Source organism: Methanomassiliicoccales archaeon (assembly GCA_014361295.1).
In the GTDB taxonomy this organism is placed as follows: domain Archaea; phylum Thermoplasmatota; class Thermoplasmata; order Methanomassiliicoccales; family JACIVX01; genus JACIVX01.
The window spans coordinates 302,658-322,361 of record JACIVX010000001.1; the positions used below are offsets into that span (position 1 = coordinate 302,658).

Annotated in this window: 22 protein-coding genes, 2 tRNA genes and 1 pseudogene; 18 read left to right on the forward strand and 7 right to left on the reverse strand. The window is 44.4% G+C overall.

The genetic code is table 11. The features are described from left to right. Nucleotides 1-94 precede the first annotated feature (94 nt). The 3 genes and pseudogenes from H5T41_01495 to H5T41_01505 all read left to right on the forward strand — a co-directional run bounded on the left by H5T41_01495 (nt 95) and on the right by H5T41_01505 (nt 868). Nucleotides 95-179, forward strand: a tRNA-Leu gene (locus H5T41_01495). A 341-nt stretch (nt 180-520) separates the two neighbouring features. Then, nucleotides 521-598: pseudogene (locus tag H5T41_01500) on the forward strand (hypothetical protein). A gap of 75 nt (nt 599-673) precedes the next feature. Continuing rightward, nucleotides 674-868, forward strand: a complete 195-nt coding sequence (locus H5T41_01505) for a hypothetical protein (protein ID MBC7107462.1) — start codon at nt 674-676, stop codon at nt 866-868. A 76-nt stretch (nt 869-944) separates the two neighbouring features. Here the strand turns inward: H5T41_01505 and H5T41_01510 are convergent, their stop codons facing one another. Next, nucleotides 945-2,075 carry a DUF2117 domain-containing protein gene (locus tag H5T41_01510; GenBank protein ID MBC7107463.1) on the reverse strand — a complete coding sequence of 377 codons (1,131 nt, stop codon included), beginning with the start codon at nt 2,073-2,075 and terminating at the stop codon, nt 945-947. A 270-nt stretch (nt 2,076-2,345) separates the two neighbouring features. Here H5T41_01510 and H5T41_01515 point away from each other — a divergent pair, with 270 nt between their 5' ends. Together H5T41_01515 and H5T41_01520 are read left to right on the forward strand one after the other, a co-directional pair. Next, nucleotides 2,346-2,570, forward strand: coding sequence for a hypothetical protein (locus tag H5T41_01515; GenBank protein ID MBC7107464.1), 225 nt, complete (start codon nt 2,346-2,348; stop codon nt 2,568-2,570). A 231-nt stretch (nt 2,571-2,801) separates the two neighbouring features. After that, nucleotides 2,802-3,362, forward strand: a complete 561-nt coding sequence (locus H5T41_01520) for a hypothetical protein (protein ID MBC7107465.1) — start codon at nt 2,802-2,804, stop codon at nt 3,360-3,362. Here the strand turns inward: H5T41_01520 and H5T41_01525 are convergent. Further along, complete coding sequence (locus tag H5T41_01525) at nt 3,340-4,338, reverse strand: isocitrate/isopropylmalate dehydrogenase family protein (protein ID MBC7107466.1); 999 nt, start codon at nt 4,336-4,338, stop codon at nt 3,340-3,342. The two genes, H5T41_01520 and H5T41_01525, sit on opposite strands and share 23 nt — an antisense overlap. Beyond that, nucleotides 4,335-5,279 carry a deoxyhypusine synthase gene (locus H5T41_01530; protein ID MBC7107467.1) on the reverse strand — a complete coding sequence of 315 codons (945 nt, stop codon included), beginning with the start codon at nt 5,277-5,279 and terminating at the stop codon, nt 4,335-4,337. The genes H5T41_01525 and H5T41_01530 overlap by 4 nt, the downstream gene beginning before the upstream one ends. 121 nt (nt 5,280-5,400) lie before the next feature. Between H5T41_01530 and H5T41_01535 the strand changes: the two genes are divergently transcribed. After that, nucleotides 5,401-6,363, forward strand: coding sequence for a cation transporter (locus H5T41_01535; GenBank protein ID MBC7107468.1), 963 nt, complete (start codon nt 5,401-5,403; stop codon nt 6,361-6,363). A gap of 165 nt (nt 6,364-6,528) precedes the next feature. Next, a complete protein-coding gene (locus H5T41_01540) occupies nt 6,529-7,719 on the forward strand; it encodes an MFS transporter (protein ID MBC7107469.1) in 1,191 nt (396 codons plus the stop codon). On the opposite strand, the gene H5T41_01545 is transcribed toward H5T41_01540, so the two are convergent. Further along, nucleotides 7,682-8,263: a thymidylate kinase gene (locus tag H5T41_01545; protein ID MBC7107470.1), complete on the reverse strand. Its 582-nt coding sequence runs from the start codon at nt 8,261-8,263 to the stop codon at nt 7,682-7,684. The genes H5T41_01540 and H5T41_01545 overlap by 38 nt on opposite strands. 3 nt (nt 8,264-8,266) lie before the next feature. After that, nucleotides 8,267-8,971, reverse strand: coding sequence for a phosphatidate cytidylyltransferase (locus H5T41_01550; protein MBC7107471.1), 705 nt, complete (start codon nt 8,969-8,971; stop codon nt 8,267-8,269). 220 nt (nt 8,972-9,191) lie between these two features. On the opposite strand from H5T41_01550, the gene H5T41_01555 reads away from it, so the two are divergent. The 8 genes from H5T41_01555 to H5T41_01590 all read left to right on the forward strand — a co-directional run bounded on the left by H5T41_01555 (nt 9,192) and on the right by H5T41_01590 (nt 14,881). Next, nucleotides 9,192-9,890 (forward strand): hypothetical protein, encoded by a 699-nt coding sequence (locus H5T41_01555; protein ID MBC7107472.1) that lies wholly within the window; start codon nt 9,192-9,194, stop codon nt 9,888-9,890. Between the two features lie 22 nt (nt 9,891-9,912). Further along, nucleotides 9,913-10,602 carry a KaiA-binding protein gene (locus H5T41_01560; protein ID MBC7107473.1) on the forward strand — a complete coding sequence of 230 codons (690 nt, stop codon included), beginning with the start codon at nt 9,913-9,915 and terminating at the stop codon, nt 10,600-10,602. Nucleotides 10,603-10,855: 253 nt separating this feature from the next. Then, complete coding sequence (locus tag H5T41_01565; GenBank protein ID MBC7107474.1) at nt 10,856-12,994, forward strand: sodium-translocating pyrophosphatase; 2,139 nt, start codon at nt 10,856-10,858, stop codon at nt 12,992-12,994. A 118-nt stretch (nt 12,995-13,112) separates the two neighbouring features. After that, on the forward strand, nt 13,113-13,676 hold the full coding sequence (locus H5T41_01570) for a DNA-directed RNA polymerase (protein ID MBC7107475.1): 564 nt from the start codon (nt 13,113-13,115) through the stop codon (nt 13,674-13,676). Continuing rightward, nucleotides 13,673-13,858, forward strand: coding sequence for a DNA-directed RNA polymerase, subunit E'' (locus H5T41_01575; GenBank protein MBC7107476.1), 186 nt, complete (start codon nt 13,673-13,675; stop codon nt 13,856-13,858). The genes H5T41_01570 and H5T41_01575 overlap by 4 nt, the downstream gene beginning before the upstream one ends. Nucleotides 13,859-13,886: 28 nt before the next feature. After that, nucleotides 13,887-14,381 (forward strand): DUF359 domain-containing protein, encoded by a 495-nt coding sequence (locus tag H5T41_01580; GenBank protein ID MBC7107477.1) that lies wholly within the window; start codon nt 13,887-13,889, stop codon nt 14,379-14,381. After that, nucleotides 14,372-14,716 carry a 30S ribosomal protein S24e gene (gene rps24e, locus H5T41_01585; GenBank protein ID MBC7107478.1) on the forward strand — a complete coding sequence of 115 codons (345 nt, stop codon included), beginning with the start codon at nt 14,372-14,374 and terminating at the stop codon, nt 14,714-14,716. Before H5T41_01580 ends, rps24e begins: the two co-directional genes overlap by 10 nt. 12 nt (nt 14,717-14,728) lie before the next feature. Next, nucleotides 14,729-14,881, forward strand: a complete 153-nt coding sequence (locus H5T41_01590; GenBank protein MBC7107479.1) for a 30S ribosomal protein S27ae — start codon at nt 14,729-14,731, stop codon at nt 14,879-14,881. An 86-nt stretch (nt 14,882-14,967) separates the two neighbouring features. Here H5T41_01590 and H5T41_01595 read toward each other — a convergent pair whose 3' ends face one another. Beyond that, nucleotides 14,968-16,569 (reverse strand): hypothetical protein, encoded by a 1,602-nt coding sequence (locus H5T41_01595; GenBank protein MBC7107480.1) that lies wholly within the window; start codon nt 16,567-16,569, stop codon nt 14,968-14,970. Nucleotides 16,570-16,746: 177 nt separating this feature from the next. Here H5T41_01595 and H5T41_01600 point away from each other — a divergent pair. The 3 genes from H5T41_01600 (at nt 16,747) to H5T41_01610 (ending at nt 18,921) form a co-directional block, all read left to right on the forward strand. Then, nucleotides 16,747-16,863: transfer RNA gene (locus H5T41_01600), tRNA-Arg, on the forward strand. Between the two features lie 73 nt (nt 16,864-16,936). Continuing rightward, nucleotides 16,937-18,106, forward strand: coding sequence for an aconitase X catalytic domain-containing protein (locus H5T41_01605; GenBank protein MBC7107481.1), 1,170 nt, complete (start codon nt 16,937-16,939; stop codon nt 18,104-18,106). Next, the gene (locus H5T41_01610) at nt 18,103-18,921 is read left to right on the forward strand and encodes a DUF126 domain-containing protein (GenBank protein ID MBC7107482.1); all 819 of its coding nucleotides are present in this window, start codon (nt 18,103-18,105) and stop codon (nt 18,919-18,921) included. The genes H5T41_01605 and H5T41_01610 overlap by 4 nt, the downstream gene beginning before the upstream one ends. On the opposite strand, the gene H5T41_01615 is transcribed toward H5T41_01610, so the two are convergent. Next, nucleotides 18,918-19,646, reverse strand: a complete 729-nt coding sequence (locus H5T41_01615; protein MBC7107483.1) for a DUF835 domain-containing protein — start codon at nt 19,644-19,646, stop codon at nt 18,918-18,920. The two genes, H5T41_01610 and H5T41_01615, sit on opposite strands and share 4 nt — an antisense overlap. Nucleotides 19,647-19,704: the final 58 nt, after the last annotated feature.

The following is a 19,704-nucleotide window of genomic DNA, read 5'->3' on the forward strand; positions in this document are numbered from 1 at the left end:
TTATAAGTTGCGTAATTTAGCGAATGGAGTACTTTCTGAGCGATTCCTTTTCGGAAAAGAATTAATAGGGAGCCCAGTTATTCGGAACTCGATAGCGGGGGTAGCCAAGCCTGGCCAAAGGCGCAAGATTGAGGGTCTTGTCTCGTAGGGGTCCAAGGGTTCAAATCCCTTCCCCCGCACTGTTTCATTAGGATGGAGATGATTTGTGTTTTCAAGATTTATGAGAGTAACTTTTGAGTGAGTCTTGAAAGAGCTTCTTCTAAATATTTGATGCTGGCCGATTTTTAGATTTATGGAATTATGTGCCTATTTGTTCAAATTATTCGTGTATTTTGAAAAGTTTACTCGAGTGTAAAGATGGTTTTGACAAAAGTCACTGGTATTAAATATCAAATTTTCTATGCTCCTTTGGATGGCTACTTGTCCAAATTGTGCAAAGGAAGGGCTAGAAGTCGAAAAGATCACAGTCATCATTCATGCGAAGGAGACCATCTAGCCACTCGGTGAAGAGAAATTCTTTATATGTGAAAACCCCGAATGTGATGTCGTTTATTTTAACCAGTCATCCAGTAAGGTTCTCAATAAGGACGATGTCAAGACAAGGGTGACATTCAAAGAAAAGAATTCACCACGCCCTCTTTGCTATTGCAAGCAAGTGACCGAGGAGGACGTCTTGCGAGCGATTGCGAATGGTGCAAGGAGTTTCGAGGAGATTAAAAAAGCAACTGGAATTGGCGGTGGCGGCTTCTGCAAATTTACAAACCCTGCAGGACGATGTTGCTCCCGCAATTATAAACCTTTTATCGAGAGAGAACTTGCAAAAATCAATCAAGAAAGAAATCTGATCTTGAATTCAAACGTTCATTAGATCACCACCCTCAGGGATTGTTTTTTGTTCCATTTTGAAGAAAATATGACGTGACATGTCGTATCTATTTGACAAATCAGTATCTTTCCTCCGTAATAAGTGAATCACCCGCGAGTTTTCGAATTACACGAGCAATTCTTTCCAGCGATATATCATCATCGATCATGTTGCTATTTTTGAAAATAAGATTCTTCAATTCGTTTCCGATCAAGTCGTCGAATCCACTCTTTAACCTCATCACAATCGATCCTGGGTAAAATATTCTCTCGTCGCAAATACCATCTTCATCGCCATCTGTGATAGCTATAGTCGGAACACCAAAACGATAAAGGACATTCGCCGCTGTTTTACTGGTATCATCACCAACGGTGATCACGAATCTTGCATTTCTGCATGAATAAATCGCGTCTTCGGTTGCATGATCAATCAAATAAATTCCCTTTCTTTCCTTCTTTGCGAGACTACGCGGCGTTGCCTTTGTGCGTCTAACAACGCCGCTTCTCACTCGGGCTGTAAACGGATCGAAAGTCCCCAAGCGTTCGACGCCACTCTGCTTTAGCTGGATTCCTCTTGCTATTAATCGTCCTTTTTCATTTCTTGCGATTGCGACTTCCGATGAGATTGCCCTTCCGACGACGATTCCGTTTATCCAAATGTTTTCACCTGGAACGATGCCCCTGATCGTTCTCCACTTTTCATCTTTGGTAGAAGTCGAAATCTTTGGAGCCTCAATCCTTTCAAGACCGAGTCTCTCTGCAATCTCGATAATAATCGGTATCTCCGCGTGCTTCCATTCAATCATGACCCCATTATCGATCTGGCTCAGAGGTTTCTCAAGTTTGTCTTTGACTTTTGAATAAACAATCTCTCCAAAGCGGATGATCGATTCTCTATTTTTGCCATAGTTAACAAGAATGAGAACGTCTGTTTCTTTGTCGAGCATCAAAAGCGCTTCAGATGGAACGACGCGCTGATCGATATCGATAAGATTTTCGAGGCCAGCATCGATGACGGCAGCTATACCAGTATAACCGCTCATGATCGTCTTCACCGTCGCTGATTTTTCCTTCGCGATCTTCATCACTTTCTGGAGTAATCCTGTATCGATAGCCTCGGGTCCGTGAACGACGATGCCTATTCTCATCACGTCGGCTAATTCGTTATAAGGAATGAGAACTTTCCTCGCCTCGTTTCCTGCTTGCTTCATTTGACATCGCAGTTAACAGAATGAGAAAAATGAATCTTCTGCCTTTGCAAAAGCTATTTGTTGTTTTAGTGGGAATATTCAAAATGAATAATGTTTCCTTTAAATTTATTTCATGTCAACAGAACAGTTTGTTGTATACACATGCGATAATTGATAATTCCAGTTCTTGCACTTCCTTTAAATCAGAGTTTATGAGCAAATTGAGATGCGATTAAAGTCGAGATTGTAGAAGAAAAATCAAGATATAATCCTTCGATAAAATACGCAAATATGAAGTGTCCGAAATGCGACGAGGAGATGGAGCGAGGCTACATTACCTCAGGGTATCGCTCAACGGTCTTTTCTTCTTCATGTTATCCTCTCGTGCAGTGCGGTATCCAGTGGCGCTTTGTCAGGACGAATGTTGAGCAACTCGAAATCAGCGAAAAGGAACTCGCTTTCACTCTCCAAGGTTATCGTTGCAGGAAGTGCCGGCTCATTATCCTTCGGTACTGAGATTCATTTTTGAAAACGCACATTGTTTTTTTTCAGAGATCAGGAATCAGGCTTGAGAAACTCGGCGACAGTCGCGATTCCGCGGATATATTCCTCGGAATATATGGTGCTTCAGAATAGAGACTCTTAATATCATCTCTGATAATCGTAGCTTTATAGTTTTTATATTGCTCAACAATAAATCATCCCTTCGAATGATTTCGTTGTCATAAAGTGAGCAAAGGGAAACACATGTTAATGATCACGCACCTTCTGGTTGTTCTCCTGATGATTCATCTTCTCGATCTCGATAGGAACGAGGCATTTGTAGCGCTTCTTTTCGGAGTTTTTATCGACATCGATCATATCTTCGGTATTCCGGACTTTGTCAGCAAGAACGGTATTCTCAACATCACCAACAAGGAAATGCTCCTCTCCTCCCCGATTCAATGGAAATCGGCCTTCCATAACCCCATGGCGATCCTCGTCGTTGCGCCATCATCTGCGTCATTCAGATTTGCGATTCCTCTCTTTGCGTGGGGGATCCATATAGCTATGGATGCGATCCAGGTCGAGTGTTTGGGCGTTGCATCTCTTGTTGAGATTCTTTTTATGCTGATGTTGTTGGGCATTTTGTTCGTGATGGAAATCCGAAATTTCCAGATAACACAGGTTGAAAAGAAGGCAAGCATTTCCGGATTCTTTTCATGGGAACTCGAAAAGATGAGTTCCTTCTTCTCACAATCGCTTTTCGCAAAGACAAGAGGGGTTGAGAGATCAAAGGTTGATGTCAATCACCAATCTCCTCCATGATTTGTAGCAGCGCCTCGGTAAACATCTTCGTGGTGTAGGATCCTCCGATATCTGGTGTTCTGATACCGCGTTCGATCGCCGCAGAAACAGCGCTCTCTATCTTTTCAGCGGATGCGCATTCGCCGAGAAATCTCAGCATGAGCGCGGATGAAAGAATCGCAGCGGTCGGATTAGCAATACCTTTGCCCGCGATATCTGGTGCGGATCCATGACATGGCTCAAACAGGCCAAATGTCTCTCCGATGTTTGCAGACGGCGCGAGTCCGAGACCTCCTACAAGCGCTGCGGCTTCATCGGAAAGAATGTCGCCGTAGAGATTGAGGGTTACAAGGCAATCGTATGCGTATGGTCTCATGATGAGGGCGGCAGCCATCGCGTCAACATGCATTTCATTTGCAAGGAGTTTTGTGTTCCTGACTTCCTCAAAAAAGACCCTTCTAAAAAGACCGTCGGATTTCCTCATGACATTGGCCTTGTGGACGCATGTGATTCTCTGTCTTCTTTCCTTTTCACAAAGACCGATTGCAAACCTGACAATTCGCCTGCAGGCTCTCTCGGTAATCCTTCGTTCGAGAACGACACCATCGTTATCTTCTCTTTCTATACCTGTGTAGACATCTTCCGTGTTCTCACGGACAATCACAAGATCCATATCGACAAGTCCAATTGAGGGAACGAGTCGCTTGAACGGGCGGACATTCGCGTACAAATCGAAATATTGCCTTATGAATAGCAACGGGGACTTATAACCAGGATCGGAAGGGGTCGTTAGGGCACCAAAAAGACAGGCATCCGATTCCTCAAGTAAATCGAGCGTTGATTGAGGCAGATAGGTGCCTCTTCTCCGAAAACATTCGTATCCCATCTCTCCGTCTACGAATTCGATCGGGAGATCGAGTGACTTGAGAACAGTCACTGCTGAAGAAACGACATCTGGGCCGATGCCATCGCCACCAATGACGACGACTTTTTTCAATTTCGACCCTCCAGTCTCTCAAGAACACTTGCAACGATGATCGGAAAGGTAATCGTTGCATCGCCCTCGACCGTGACTTCGTCAGCCGTCTCCTTCACCTTTCCCCAAGATACCGCCTCACGAACTCTTGCACCAGATAAACTACCATCGTATTCCTGAGCTGTTGTCAAATACACAACAGAATCCAGTCCGCCACGGAATTGATTCCACCAGATCGTGTGATGCTTTGAGATACCGCCACCTATGATAATCGCCCCTGTTTCCTTCGCCTCGAATACGATATCGGAGAGATCCTGCTCATCCTTAAACAAATCAATTGACATTTTTCTGTGCGTCTGCCAGTACATCCAAAGCTGTGTTCCGAAGGCGCCGTCTGTAATTCCTGGGACAAAAATCGGAATGCTGTTCTGATGACACCAGTAAATCAATGAATCGGTGTTATCCAATCGTTCCCCGACGGCATCGATAATTTCTCTCGTCGAAAGCGAGTTCTTCTTGCTGAATATTTCTTCAAAGAGCGGAGCAAGTTTTTCTTCAAGGATCAAACCGTAGCTTTCATCTGGAACGAGTACATTTCCCAGTCTGCTGATACCTCTCTTTCTTAACTCAGCGTCATCCATGAAGAAATCCCCATGGTAATAATTTTTCCAGCATCTGGCAAGGTCGTGATCGAGGGTTCCGCACGTCGTTATAATCACATCAATGAGTTTCCTCTTTGCCAGCTCAACAATAACTCCCCTTGTGCCGGTGGCCATTATACACGCGGGAAATGATAGAAATACAGTACACTCCTCATCCTTTAACATTTTTTCAACAATATCAACTGCGTCCGATAGTTTCCTCGCTGTAAATCCGCCAGAATCTTTCATTTCGCGAATCAATTCATCGACGGTCATTGGTATTTTAAGCCTCATATCCTTGACAGGTCTATCCTTTGACATGGTCCGAACGCTCCGTCTGTGATAGGTTTGTATTGGTACCGACGTCCATTCAACAAATATCATGTAGAAATAAGTTCGGAAAGAAGAGGTACATTCATTGTTAACATTCTATCAAATAATAATGAAAATCAGCCACTCATCATCAAGAAAAAACCTAAGTACGTTTAGTTTTCTCAGCTCTCTGATAGTCTTGAAAAGAGTCAAGGCAGCAAGAGTTTCGATCATCAGCAATGCCTCGCTCGTGTGCCTGAAATTAATAGCAGGTACCCTGATGTTTTCTATCAGCATTATTTCTGAAGCCTTGCACTCGATTATGGATTTGATTGCCGCAATCGTCGCAAATTATTCCGTCAGAAAAGCTATACAGCCAGCCGATTCCGATCATGCGTACGGTCATGGCAAGTATGAGAATGTGGCAGGCGTCGTTGAAGCTCTGCTGATTTTTTTCGCATCGGCGATCATTGTCTATGAATCTGGAATGAAGATCATTAGTGGCACGGGTGTAGAATTTATTGAAATTGGTATCGTCATCATGGGCATCTCGGTCGTTGTCAACTTTTTTGTTTCGCGTTACTTATGGGAAGTGGCGGAGGATGAAGACTCAATTGCATTAAAGGCTGATTCTCTTCACCTGAAGACGGACGTTTTCACCTCATTAGGAGTTTTTCTCGGTTTGATTGCGATGTCAGTAACAAAATTAGCTATCCTCGACCCATTGATCGCGATTGGAATTGCCTTTCTTATCCTCAGAGCTGCATATAATCTCTTCAGGGAGTCGAGTCGAGGTCTCGTCGATGAGAAGCTACCTGCAGAGGAAGAAATGGTCATTAGAAATGTGTTACTCGAACACATGCCGAGCTACATAGAATTTCATTCGCTGAGGACGAGGAAAGCAGGGAACCAGAGATTCATCGACATGCACGTCGTCGTAAATCCTGAAATGAGCGTGGAGGATTCACATAAGATTGTCGATCATCTTGAACAGGAAATCGCGAAGAGATTACCAAATACAAGTGTTCTTATTCACGTCGAACCGCAAGACTGGCGTAGTTCACCTACAGTAAACGAAAAAGGAGAGATTTAGGAAAACCGGAGAACTCAGGTAAATCTCATTAATTTCTATCCTTTTGGTTTTTTCTCGGTCCGGAGTATTGACTCCTTAATCCCCGTCGGGATGATTAATCATATTGGAATTTTGCGCTCGAATCTGCTCGCTTTGTTGATATATGAGAAATCGAATTTCATGAAAGTGGCCGATCTGAAGAGGCTTGCTGTCTATCTGGGTTCATTCATCGGTCCCGTTTCGGGAAACGCTGTATTAGCGCTTGTTCCGACGCTGAAAAACGAATTCAATGCATCGGCACCATCCGTACTCCTTTCGATTTCATTCTTTATGATTCCTTTTGCATTTTTTACTCTCCTGTCAGGTACGATCTCAGATGTTTATGATAGAAAGAAGACCGTCGCGATTGGTTTTTCATTTTACGCGATTGGTAGTGTGATGTGCGCGTTAAGCCCAAATCTCGCCGTTTTTCTCTTCTCGCGAACGGTTCAAGGCTTTGGTTACGGATTTGTCAACCCAGTGCTCGTTGCGATTCTCGGTGATATCGTGCCGTATGAAGAGCGAGGAAAGGCGATGGGATATCTCGGTGCAGCTACGACTGCGGGAATTGCTCTAGGTCCGTTTATTGCGGGTTTCATTGTACTGATCAGTTGGCGGGCGGTATTCGTTTTCATCGCGATTCTCGTGATGTGCGTGGCAATTTTCTTCGACAGGCAGTTTAGAAATGTTATTTTCAGTAAAGGCTCTCGTGCGCCGAGAGAAATTCTGAGAAATTTGAGAAAGGGAATGAGCGACAAAGGTGTTTTCATTCTTTCCGCCGCTGGCTTCCTGACGTTTCTGGGATACATCAGCACAATTTCCTTCATGTCCGACCATTTATCGCTTCCTCCGCTGGGGCTTTCTGAAAGTGAAATTGGAACTGTCATGGCTACAACGGGAATCGCTGGAATCCTGGCAGCGCCGATCGGAGGAAAGCTCACTGACAAAATTGGAAGATTTGCCACGCCGACAATCGGTTATACGTTCGTCATATTTTCAATGATCATGCTGAATTATGCAGAATCGGTCTATCTCATCGTTGCATCGTTGATTGTTCTCGGAACGGGAACAGCGATTGTCTGGGCGCCGCTACTAACACTTTCCGTCGAGATAAGACCAGCGCAGAGAGGCACGACCTCATCGCTTTTCAATGGGGCAAGGTTTTTTGGTTACTCACTCGCTCCGCTTGTTGCCGCTCCGATGTATATTGCGAATGGAATTGAAGCGATATACATTTTCACTATTGTTCTTGCAGTACTCGCTACAATAGCGGTTTGGTTTGTTAGACTTTTTGCAAAAGCTACTTCTCTCGATCCCAGCGCTCCAAGATCTCAGTGAGCTGTTTCACAGATTCTTCGTCGCAGCAGCTGTTGTCAATGACGCACCAGTTATTTTTCGCAAGCGCTAGCATTCGTTTGCGGATTTTTTCGAGCTGGTCAAGAGCTTCGAACATCTCTATTTCTTCCTGACGTGCTGTAATTCTTGTGTAAGCAATTACGGGATCGATATCGATAAGCAATAATCTCTCGGGAATCGGCAGAAGTTTTCTGAAAAAGTTGTAGCCTGAATCTACGAATCGTTCTGGAAGATATGCCGTGGCCATAAGATATCTGACAAAAACGATGTTGTCGTAACGTTTCGATTCCCTTTTCATTGATTTTAGGGAGCATAGAACATCGAAGATGAAAAAGACAGCAGCGACGAGTTGCATCATCCTTCCCGATTTCTTGAGGGCGACTTTTGAAATCTTACCAGGGATCTTTTCTGACGGGTGAAAATAGATCAATGTTGATTCACCCTTTTTCTGATAATATTCCTTAATCCATAAGGCATGTGTGGTTTTTCCAGAGCCATCAATTCCATCGACAACAATCCATCGCATTGACTATATCCCCAGAAGGTAAAGCATTCCTGAGGTGAGAAGCGGAATCACAAGATTGTCGATGTCTCCAGGTGTGATCAACTCAATAATAGAAACGAATATCCCGGTGGTAAGTGAAATCTGAGTCGTGATCATCAGAGCCGGAATAGTAGCGCTGAAGAAGCCATTCTGGTGTAAGAATCTGTAATACTCCGTTATCAAAAACGCTGAGATCGTTGTGGCGAGAAAAACAGCAAAGGATCCTTCAAGACTCTTATTTCTGAGAATCCTTCGTTTTCCGTATCTTTTCCCGACGTATCCTCCAAATCCATCACCATACGACATCGCGACAATCCCGATCGATGCTATTATCCTATCCTCAAAAAATACGTATGCAAGAATTGTCCAAGAAATTGCATACATGACGAGACCAAGGCCGTGTCCTTCTTCTGAGGTTTGACCTAAAATCGATTCCCGCAACCTTGGAATTGGGGAATAGGGAGAGACAAGTAGCAACAATGGGATGAAAGGGGCAGCTGCGAGAAAGGCCATAACCCACGCATTATCGAAGATCCACCAGAAGAAAACGATGTTTCCTACAGCGATATGCACGAATTTTCTTCTCGCGTCTCCGTTCCATCTTTTCTTCATGATAAAAGAAATTACAACAACCAGAAGAACATACCCGTAAACAAGGGCAAGTCCAAACAGGTCGCCGTTTAATTGCATTCAAAAGAAAAAAGCTTTACATATATAGATCAATTTCGCATCTGGGTGATGATTTTCTAAGTGTAAAGGGGTGCTGAAAAACATCGATTTCGCTTTGCGAGCTAGCCAGCAAAAGAGGTGTTATTACAAATAACTCGATAATTGTTGATTTCAAAAAGGATATTCTTTATCACAATAGATAATTGTTTAAGAATCTTTTTAAACCAGTGAAAATTGTATAATGCTTGCGATAGTAATGAATGAAAAAGATTTATCGCTTGCCCGATCCTTCGTTATGGAAATTGACGATCCGAGGAAATATACACCAATTCTCATTGATGCAAAATTCACCCAGCTTATGAGGATTAATCTCATCTTGATTAAAGCGCTGGCTGACATTATGAAAATGCGTGGCTTCATTATTTCCGTTGACAGACCATATCAGTATATCGTCTATCTCCTCAAAATGCATAAGATCAACACTGATGGTCTGACCTTCATCGATGTCATCGGCAATTTTTCTGCCGATCGAAAGGTTTTGACAGCAGGTATCAATCTGATCGGAGAGCCTTTCAGGATCGATGCCTTACCAGATATCATTACAAATTCCTCCGGAATCGGTCGATCAGGCGCCGTCGATCTGAAATCCTACGGATTTGCGCTCATTGACAACATCGCAACGCTCATCAACTATAACGGATATCCAGTCGTTGAAAATTTTCTGAGGAATTTTGTTCACCTGACGTCAATAATGAACAATATCTTCTTTCCAATCGTGCTAGATAGTGAAAAGTATCCACTTCTTTATGAAACCGCGAAATCTCTTTGTAAAAGGGAACTGAAGATCGAGAATTATCAGTTGTCGGTTAAAACGCAGGTTGGCACGTGTGGAAAGAATGATGAGCTAATCGAACATGAAACGGAACTTGGGGGATTATGAAATGAATGTTGTCGAGAATCCGATGAAGAAACTACAAAGTCTATCAAGAATTCCAACTGGAATACCTGGTCTTGATGAAATGATCGAAGGAGGATTTCCGTTCCCATCCGTGATACTTGTTTCAGGCACTGCTGGTACTGGTAAGACGACCTTTGCTCTGAAATTCCTTTGTAAAGGCGCAGAACTCGGAGAACGCGGGCTTTACATAACAACTCTGAGTGAGCCAACTCAGTGGATGCTGAGGTTTGCTGCTCAGTTCGATTTCGTGAGACCAGAGTATTTCGGAAACGAGATTGTTTATATGGATCTCGGTGCGATTCTCAGAGAGATGGACGGCAATCAGATTCTGGATACGATTGAGAACAAGATTGCGGAAGTTATCCCACAGAGAATTGTTATCGATCCCGTCACTGTTGTTGGCAGTATGATTAAAAGCGATTACAGGACATTCCTTTTCGATATGGCGAACATGTTGAAGAATTGGAATGCAACAACAGTAGTCACGGGAGAAGTCAATCCAGACGAGCTGTACCCGCCTGAAATTGCTTATGCAGTCGATGGGATTATTCTCTTGATGTTTTCAGAGGAAGCTGGCGCGCGAAGGAAGTATCTTGAAGTCTTAAAAATGAGGGGAACTAATCACCTGACTGGAAGGCAATCAATTGACATTACGAGGTCAGAGGGGATCGTCGTTCTCAAAGCAAGATTCTGAAAGGAAAATCACCTTGAGTGTGAACGCTTGCGATCATGAGTTTGCTTTGGGATTTTTGGCGGAATGTTTATTTAATATATAATGAAAACTATATTTATAATCTGCAAAAAAGAAATACTGTCTCGACATTTAAATACTTGGAATCCATCAAAAACCATATTATTGGAGGATCGTTGTAAATCGTTATCAAAAGAATAAACGATTTATAGGAGAACAAAAATTACCCGCCAAAATTAACCAGGAAGGTTTGTTTATGGATCCGTTGCTATACATTATTCCGCTAGCAGGCATTATTGGACTCCTATTCGCAGGTTACCTCACCTGGAGCATATTCAGAAAGGACAAAGGGACTCCAGAAATGCAAGAAATCGGGGAAGCGATCAGGGTCGGAGCGATGGCGTACCTTGCAAGGCAATACAAGACGATCGCGATTATCAGTGTCATCCTAGCCATCATTATATCGCTAGGCATCAGACTCGAAGTTGGAATTGCGTTTCTTCTTGGTGCTTTCTTTTCCGCTCTCTCTGGTTACATCGGCATGTACGTATCAGTCAATTCAAACATCAGAACGGCGAGCGGTGCCAGAAGGTCACTTAACGAAGCGCTGATCATTTCATTCCGTGGAGGAGCAGTATCTGGACTGGCAGTCGTATCGTTGAGTCTACTTGGCGTTGCGGGCGTTGTTTTCCTTTATGATGCTTTCTTTGGTCTTAAAGAGGCCCTATTCTATGCAGTGGGATACGCATTCGGTGCGAGTTTTGCGGCTCTTTTCGCTCAGCTTGGCGGTGGTATTTACACAAAGGCAGCGGATGTTGGTGCCGATCTTGTCGGGAAGGTCGAGGCTGGTATTCCTGAGGACGACCCAAGAAATCCAGCAGTCATAGCAGATCTCGTTGGAGATAACGTCGGCGATTGCGCTGGTCGTGGTGCGGATCTCTTTGAATCAACTGCGGCAGAGAACATTGGTGCAATGATCCTTGGTCTGTCAATCTTTCTGTTCATAGAGCAGACAACCGGGCAGCAACAATATGGCTGGATTTTCTTCCCCCTCGTTGTTCGTGCATTTGGTGTCTTCGCGGCAATCATCGGTATCATGGCCGTCAGGCTAAGGAATGAAGATGAAAGGCCGATGAGCGCGCTCAATCGAGGGTATTACCTCACTTGTGTGCTTGCAGCGATTTTCTTCTATATCGCCGTCGATCAGATGCTTGGAAATATCATGTACTTCTACTGTGGACTTGTCGGCATTGCTCTCAGCATTATCATCGTTTACATCACCCAGTATTATACTGCAGGTGAATGGAGGCCTGTGAGGGAGATCGCGAAGTCATCGGAAACTGGACCGGCAACGAATATTATCACAGGGTTCTCAGTCGCACTTGAAACGACCGCTATGCCAGTGATCGCAATTGGCATTTCGTTACTCGCCGCGTATCAGCTCGGGATGATGGCTGCCCCTGATGGCTCTGAATCCTTTATTTATGGACTCTATGGCACTGCTGTAGCGACAATGGGTATGCTTGCGACCTGTGCGTTCATCCTTGCCGAAGACACATTCGGACCAATCACTGACAACGCCGGCGGAATTGTTGAGATGTCTGATCAGCCTGAGGACATTAGGAGGAGGACGGACAAACTCGATGCCGTTGGTAACACAACCAAGGCGCTCACAAAGGGTTACGCAATGGGCTCCGCCGCCCTTGCTGCGTTCTTGCTCTTTGCAGCTTATTTCGAGGAAGTTGCAAAACTGATGAATGATAAAATGAATGCAGTCGTGCCAGGCTCTGGGACTTTGACTCTAGCAGACGTCTTCCATGTTGATATCGCAAGCCCGCCTGTGTTCGTCGGTGCGTTTGTTGGTGCGATGCTTGTCTTCCTCTTCGCGTCGCTGGCAATCCGCGCTGTTGGTAAGGCTGCTTACGATATGATCAACGAAGTTCGCAGGCAGTTTAGGGAAATACCCGGTCTACTGGAAGGAAAAGCGAAACCGGACTACGCGAGGTGCGTCGATATCAGTACAAAGGGTGCATTGAAGGCGATGGTTCTCCCAGGCATACTTCCAGTTGTAGTTCCTGTTGCTTTTGGTCTAATCCTGAGATTCCTCGGATATTCGGAGACAGTTCAGGCCGTTGGAGCATTGCTCATGGTCGGAACAATCGCAGGTGTACTCATGGCAACACTGATGAACAATGGTGGTGGTGCCTGGGACAATGCTAAGAAGTACATCGAATCTGGGCATCACGGTGGTAAGGGCACACCTGCTCATGCAGCTGCTGTCGTCGGAGACACAGTCGGTGACCCCTTCAAGGACACCGCGGGACCTTCCTTGCACGTGCTGGTAAAGTTGCTCTCAACGATCACTCTGGTTTTCGCCGCGCTCTTTGTCGTTTGAGAGCAAAACCTTTTCCCTTTTCTTTCAATTCTTATCCAGATTGATGATGTTTCATTGATAATGGCTCAAGATTTAAATAAGGGATGAGTCATGCCGAACTAGCCAAGAGGGACTTATAATGTATTTGCTAACAACTCGAGAAAAAGTGGTCAGGATTCCACCGCATCGACTTGGTGAAGATTTGGATAAGGTCATCAAGGAATTAACATGCGAGTCCTTCGAGGGGAAGATCGAAGGCAACGATTCGTTCACTGTGCTTATAAAAAATATTGAACCTGTGGGACTTGGACGGGTAGTTCACGGAGATGGTGCTGTCTATCAAAAAGTCAGATTTGAAGCTCTTATTTTTAGACCACAGCTTCACGAAGTTGTCGAGGGATTCGTCTGTGAAGTTATGAAGTTCGGCGCTTTTATTCGATTTGGTCCATTAGACGGGTTACTTCACATCAGTCAGATCACAGACGATCGGATTGATGTTGATACTGACAATCAGCGCTTGATCGGAAAGGATACGAAAAGAGATTTAAGACTCAATGATAAAGTTCGAGCGAGAATCGTAGCGCTCAGTCTCAACGAAAGATCTCCAAGAGAGAGCAAGATCGGCTTGACCATGAGACAACCTGGTCTGGGAAAATTCGAGTGGATTGAGGAGGATCGAAAGAAGAAGGGAGGTGCCTCATGAAGGTTCAACGCGCATGTAAACACTGTAATTATATCACAGAAGAAGAGACCTGTCCTTTGTGCGGGAATCCTACATCAGAAGAATGGCAGGGCTATGTGATCATCATCGATCATACGAGGTCTGAGATCGCGAAGAGGATGGGCATCAATGTCAATGGAAAATTCGCCCTCAGGGTCCGATGAACTGCGGGTACCTAGAAGGGGGTGGATCTTGCCGGAAGCGATGCGAGAACAGCTACACATGCCGTTTGGAGAGATCGTTGATGAGGAATCTCTTGTCGTCGAAGCCAAGGGATGTTGTAAGATCATCACTGTAGGTGATATTGTGACCCTTACCCTCTTGAATAAAGGGATTAAACCGGATTTGCTAATATTTGATTTCAAAACGAAGAGAGAAGAGGTGATGATTCTCAAGGACTTAATCAAGGCACTCGATGGAGACACTGTGAGTGTAAAGAATCCACCTGCGCATATCAGTTCTGAGCTAATCAGCGAAATAAAGGAGGCGATGCTCAAGGAGAAGAGAACCAAGATTTTTGTTGATGGTGAGGAGGATCTTGCTGCTTTGGTTTGCGCCGCCTACGCACCAGAAGGAGCATGTCTTTTGTATGGGCTCCCTGATAAGGGAGTGGTTCTCGTAAGGATCAATAATCAAATATCTAAAAAGGCAAGGGCACTTATTTGCGCGATGGAGGAATGGAATTGAAGGTCGAAATTGAAAGCAAGAAAGAGAATATTTTGCAGGAACGGGTGGAAATGTATTTCAGAGTCGATCACCAGGGAGAGCCAACACCGTCAAGGGATGTGATTAAATCGAAGCTCGCCGAATTGCTCAATGTTCAGAAAGAACGGGTCATCGTCGCGAGCGCTAGAACCGAATTCGGAAAATCTGAGACAAGAGGTTACGCGAAGGTGTACGATTCTGTTGACGCGGCAAAAAAGCATGAAAGCAAATACGTTCTCGTGCGAAACAAACTCATTCAAAAAGAAGAAAAGAAGAAAACGCAGGCAGCGAGGCCCGCTGCTGCAGCGAAGAAATAGGAGGATTGAACGATGTCAAAGAAAGATTATTATCAGATTGGCGGTGGAAAATTGGAACGGAAGAAACGGCATTGTCCAAAGTGCGGTCCAGGGGTTTTCCTCGCGGAACATGCGGATAGAATATCTTGCGGGAAATGCGGTTATACGGAATTCAAGAAAAAATGATCATAATTCCTCTTTAAAACGATAAATGTGATTTTGAAAAATCTAGGTTGTGCTTAAGTGGTCCTCTCTTTTGCATTTTTTTTCAATTACTTGGTAAAATAATGGTAAGCAAAGCCAATAATCGCTCCAACCAGCGCCATTTTGAATCCCATAATGAAGCCATTGAGTGCGGCTGAGAAGAAAATCTCGCCACTGCTGAATTCAACACCAAATACCCATAAAACAAACGATGCGGTGATTGCGATCGGAATCGACATCATTAGCCCGATCGCAACTCCGTAAACGATACTCCCGATTCCACCCTCGGCGTTCCACGAGATAAATGAAGAGAAAGCAGCGATTGAAGCGGCGATTACTAGATATGAATTCTCTCCTCCGAAAAACGCGATTGGATCAGGATCTGAGATAATTGTTCCAGCAACAGCACCGCCGAATGCGCCCATCAGTATAACGAAAATTGCGTGTCTGTTTAATTTGGCAATTTTTCTTCGCCAAACAAAAAGCGGAATAGCGATTGCCTCACCAATCAGGAGAAAGCCAATGACGCGCCATAGCATGCTGTTACCATAAATGCCTGTCGAATCATTGATGATAACATATTGATTCCCAGCCCATGAGACAAGCATTGATCCAGCAGCATCAGTTAACAAGCTCAAATTCTTCATTCCTGTAATATCAGCTCGCCAGATAGGATTGTTTCTCCCGGGTCGATACTTTTCGATCTTCTCCTCTTTCGATATAAAAATCTCGTCAGCGATAGAGGGTAATGCAAAATCCTTGAAAGGTGATGATTGCAGCAATGGTCTGATGACTGTATCATTAATCGCTAAAATCGTGTTACCGGATTTTAATGCATACCATTCCCCATCAGCATGAATCTGAAGGTCTTTGGAATCGGTCGGTACCTCCGTCGTCCAGATAATTTTCTCTTTATAGAGATCTACGCTTGCCAAGTATTTTTTAACATTTCCATACAGAACCCCGAGGTGAAGATCCGTCGAAGAGATTACGAGTTCATGGATTTTCTCAGAAAAATGAAAAATTGCGCGAATTCTATTATCCGTGCTCTTGAACAAGTAAACTGTGCTGTTATTGAGCCCGACCGCAATTCCTCTACCCAACTCAGAAATTGATATAGTAACAACATCTTCATCGAACTTATAGTTCCAAAGAACCCCTCCGCCAGAAGAAATGGAAAGCTGCAAAAGATAGGTTCCTGATTCATTCCTTACAAGACATGCAATCTGTGAGGGGCTGTAGACTTGCATCACATATTTCTCTGAAATTCCCAACAGATCAACATCGCCTCTGAGGTTAACATGAAAGAGTGGCTCGAACTCTCCTGGCTTGTAATAGTAGACTTCGCCTTTATCGTTTGCGATCGCCACGGCGCCAGTCGTACTTCCAGCTACACAGTCAAGTGGGATTCCCGAAACATTGTATTCGACGAGACCACTAGTTCCTGCCTGAAAAACCGAAGACTCTGTTCTGATCAAAATATTATCTTTGTTGATTCGTTGAACATCTAGGATATCCGATGGTGTATTCTTAATCTCAACAATCCTGTTCTCTATCGCTGAATCGACGTTGAAATAAATTAAGAGAAAATCTACAATTATGAGCAATGAAACAATGATTACGATATTGCGACGATCCTCGTCTTTCAACAATTTGCTTGAGAATTTCATGTGCTCCAATTGGGCCAATCAATGTCGTCTATAATAATGATTATGCATCGCCATGCTTTTTTTTTCGGCAAACTCCGGAGATCTGGATTAAGTCGCAGAGATTCTTGTTAACTTTGCAATACTTTATTCATCTCTTCAAAAGATTTATTGTTTGGTCTGGTCTATCGGTGCATCAGCGGGCCTGTAGTGTAGCTTGGATATCACAGAGGCCTCCGGTGGTTTTTCAACGGAGAGAGCCTCAGACTCGGGTTCAAAATCTCCTTGAAGGGGATGAAACTCCCGGCAGGCCCGCCATGTTGTTTTTGAGATTACTGCTGGTTGATCGGCGCAAAATGTTTTAAAACGCAGATCTCTACGCATTGATTGCATGTACCTTACGAAAGAGGAAGAAGCTATTCTGAATGGAGAGAAGGGATACGGCCTTCAGAAGGCAATGGAGTTGCTTGTCGCGATTGGTACCGTGTACGACGCAGATCGGTTAGTGCCTATCTCTTCGGCGCATCTATCAGGCGTCTCATATAAGACAATAGGTGATGGGGGTCTTGATTTTCTGTTAGAGATTTCCAGTGACACAAGTGTGAGTGTGCACGCGACTCTTAATCCCGCGGGAATGGATTTGACGCGATGGAAAGAAATGGGGATTTCGAACTCATTTGCACAAAAACAGCTCGATATTGTCGAATCCTATCGAAGAATGGGAGTTGAAATCAGTTGTACTTGTACGCCGTACTTAACAACGAATGTGCCACAGCCGGGTGATACTGTAGCATGGGCTGAATCATCAGCACTTTCTTATGTTAATTCTGTCATCGGGGCGAGAACAAACAGAGAAGGCGGACCTGGCGCTCTTGCGGCAGCAATCATCGGAAAGACGCCACATTATGGACTTCATCTCGATGAAAATAGAAAGCCCACGGTAATTATCAAGGCAGATATTAGAGAGGGGGTCTTCGATCACTCTTTGCTTGGCCACGCCGTTGGAAAAATTGTATCAAATGGTGTTCCCTACTTTAGAGGAATACGACCATCTCAAGACGAAATCAAGACACTCGCGGCTGCTATGGCGGCGTCTGGTTCCATCGGTATTTTCCATATCGAAGGGATCACACCTGGTGCAGATCGCTATGATCTAAATAAACTCGAAAAGATTGAAATCGGCAAGAGAGAGATTCAAGATGTATGTGAATCATTGAACACTGGCGAGGAACCAGAGCTCATTGCGCTGGGGTGTCCCCATCTGTCCATTAAAGAAGTGAAGGTTCTTGCAAAATTCCTGCGTTCGAAGAGAAAGAAGAAAGATATCGATGTGTGGTTTTGTACATCGCGGTATGTTAAGGAAAGGTGCGAGAAGGAAGTCGAGATTCTCGAGAAATTCGGAAGGGTTATTTGTGACACATGCATGGTAGTTGCTCCAATCGAAGCTATGTATTCGTGCACCGCGACTAACTCAGCAAAGGCGTGCAATTATCTGCCGACGTTATGTTCGCAAAAAGTAGTTTGCGCTGATTCAATTGAACTCCTGAGGATGATAACTTGATTCTGAAGGGTAGAGGTGTCTCAAGGGGCAGAGCAGAGGGAAATCTCATCCTCATTCATTCCCCATTCAGTTTTCTCGGTGGGGTTGACACCAAGACGGGTTCTTTACTGGCTCCTGAAGAATTGAAAGGAAGGCAAATCGCTGGTAGGGTATTGGTTTTTCCGGTAGGAAAGGGCAGCACTGTTGGCTCTTACACAATTCTGGAATTAAAAAGGGCAGGTAATTCTCCAGTTGCCATTGTTAATGAAAAAGCAGAACCGATCGTGGCAACCGGTGCTGTCATGGCAGGTCTCCCCCTTGTGGATAAGATCGATTTATCTCTGTTGAGAGACGGGGATTACGCACTTGTCGACGGGAATGAGGGTACCGTAGAGATTCCTGGGGTTGCTGAGAAACACGTCGTTTCCTGTGTTTTGAAAAAAGGAAATCGTATCTTGATATTAAAACGCAGTGAGAAGGTGGGAACTTTTAGAGGACACTGGGCAGGTGTTAGCGGTTTCGTCGAGAAAGGCGAGATGCCTTTGGAAACAGCATTCAAAGAAATATTGGAAGAACTGGGTATCAACAACGCTAAACTCGTAAAGACTGGCACGCCTCTAATGATCAGATCTGGGGATATCCTGTGGACGATCCATCCCTATTTGTTTGATGTCGATGAATCGAGGGTAACCACTGATTGGGAGCATACTGAATATCGGTGGATCCTTCCAAGCGAGCTAGCTTCATACGAGATAGTCCCTGGTCTCGACAAAGTCATATCATCACTTCTTGCGAGCGACGGAAATGTGAAAAGTCAGAACGCCTCCAAGCGTTAGATCGTCACATCGACTTCTTTCTCTAATAGATTCAATTCATGCTGTTCAAGTGTTGAGGGATTAAGCGCAATTAAGAGTATTGCTTCCTTAATCGCGACCTGATCTCTGAGAGATTGAACGAATCTCAGCACGGTTAGGAAATTGTTGTTTGTGATTAAGTATTCAAGCCCGTCGAGAAGTATGATGCTATTACTTGTTGATGAAAGGAATTGTTCCAGTGAGACACTTAACTTTTCCAGATCCTTCGGCCTTAGACTGTTCTCCTTCCCTACATTAGAAAGCCAGATAATCGGCGTATCACCGAGGTCATACTTCGTTTTGATCTTCAATGGATAATTTCTCGTCACACAGAATCCTTTAAAACCTTTCGAAAGTGCCTTCATGAATAGTTCATACGACCGCTCCGACTTTTCTTCTTTGATAAGATACGTGAAAGTCTTCTCAAGTGCAAGCTCCTCGATTTCCTGGGCCTCAGCTTTTTCAACTTCTTCGATTTCTTCTCCCTCGATCGGAACACTCGTTCCGCACGAGGGGCATGCAAGCGCGTCAGGCATGATCTCCGATCCACATGTACTGCATGTGATGATCTTTTCAAATCCGCCTGACTGTGCATATTGGTAAATCGTATCCGCCGTTTTCGTACCGATGCCCTTCAATGATCTGAGGTCTTCCCTCCTCGCTTTCTTGATCTTCTCAATGCTGTTGAATCCTGCATCATACAGCATTTCAGCCTTCAGTGAATTCATCCTCGGAATCCTAAGCAAATAGGCGATAAACCGCTCT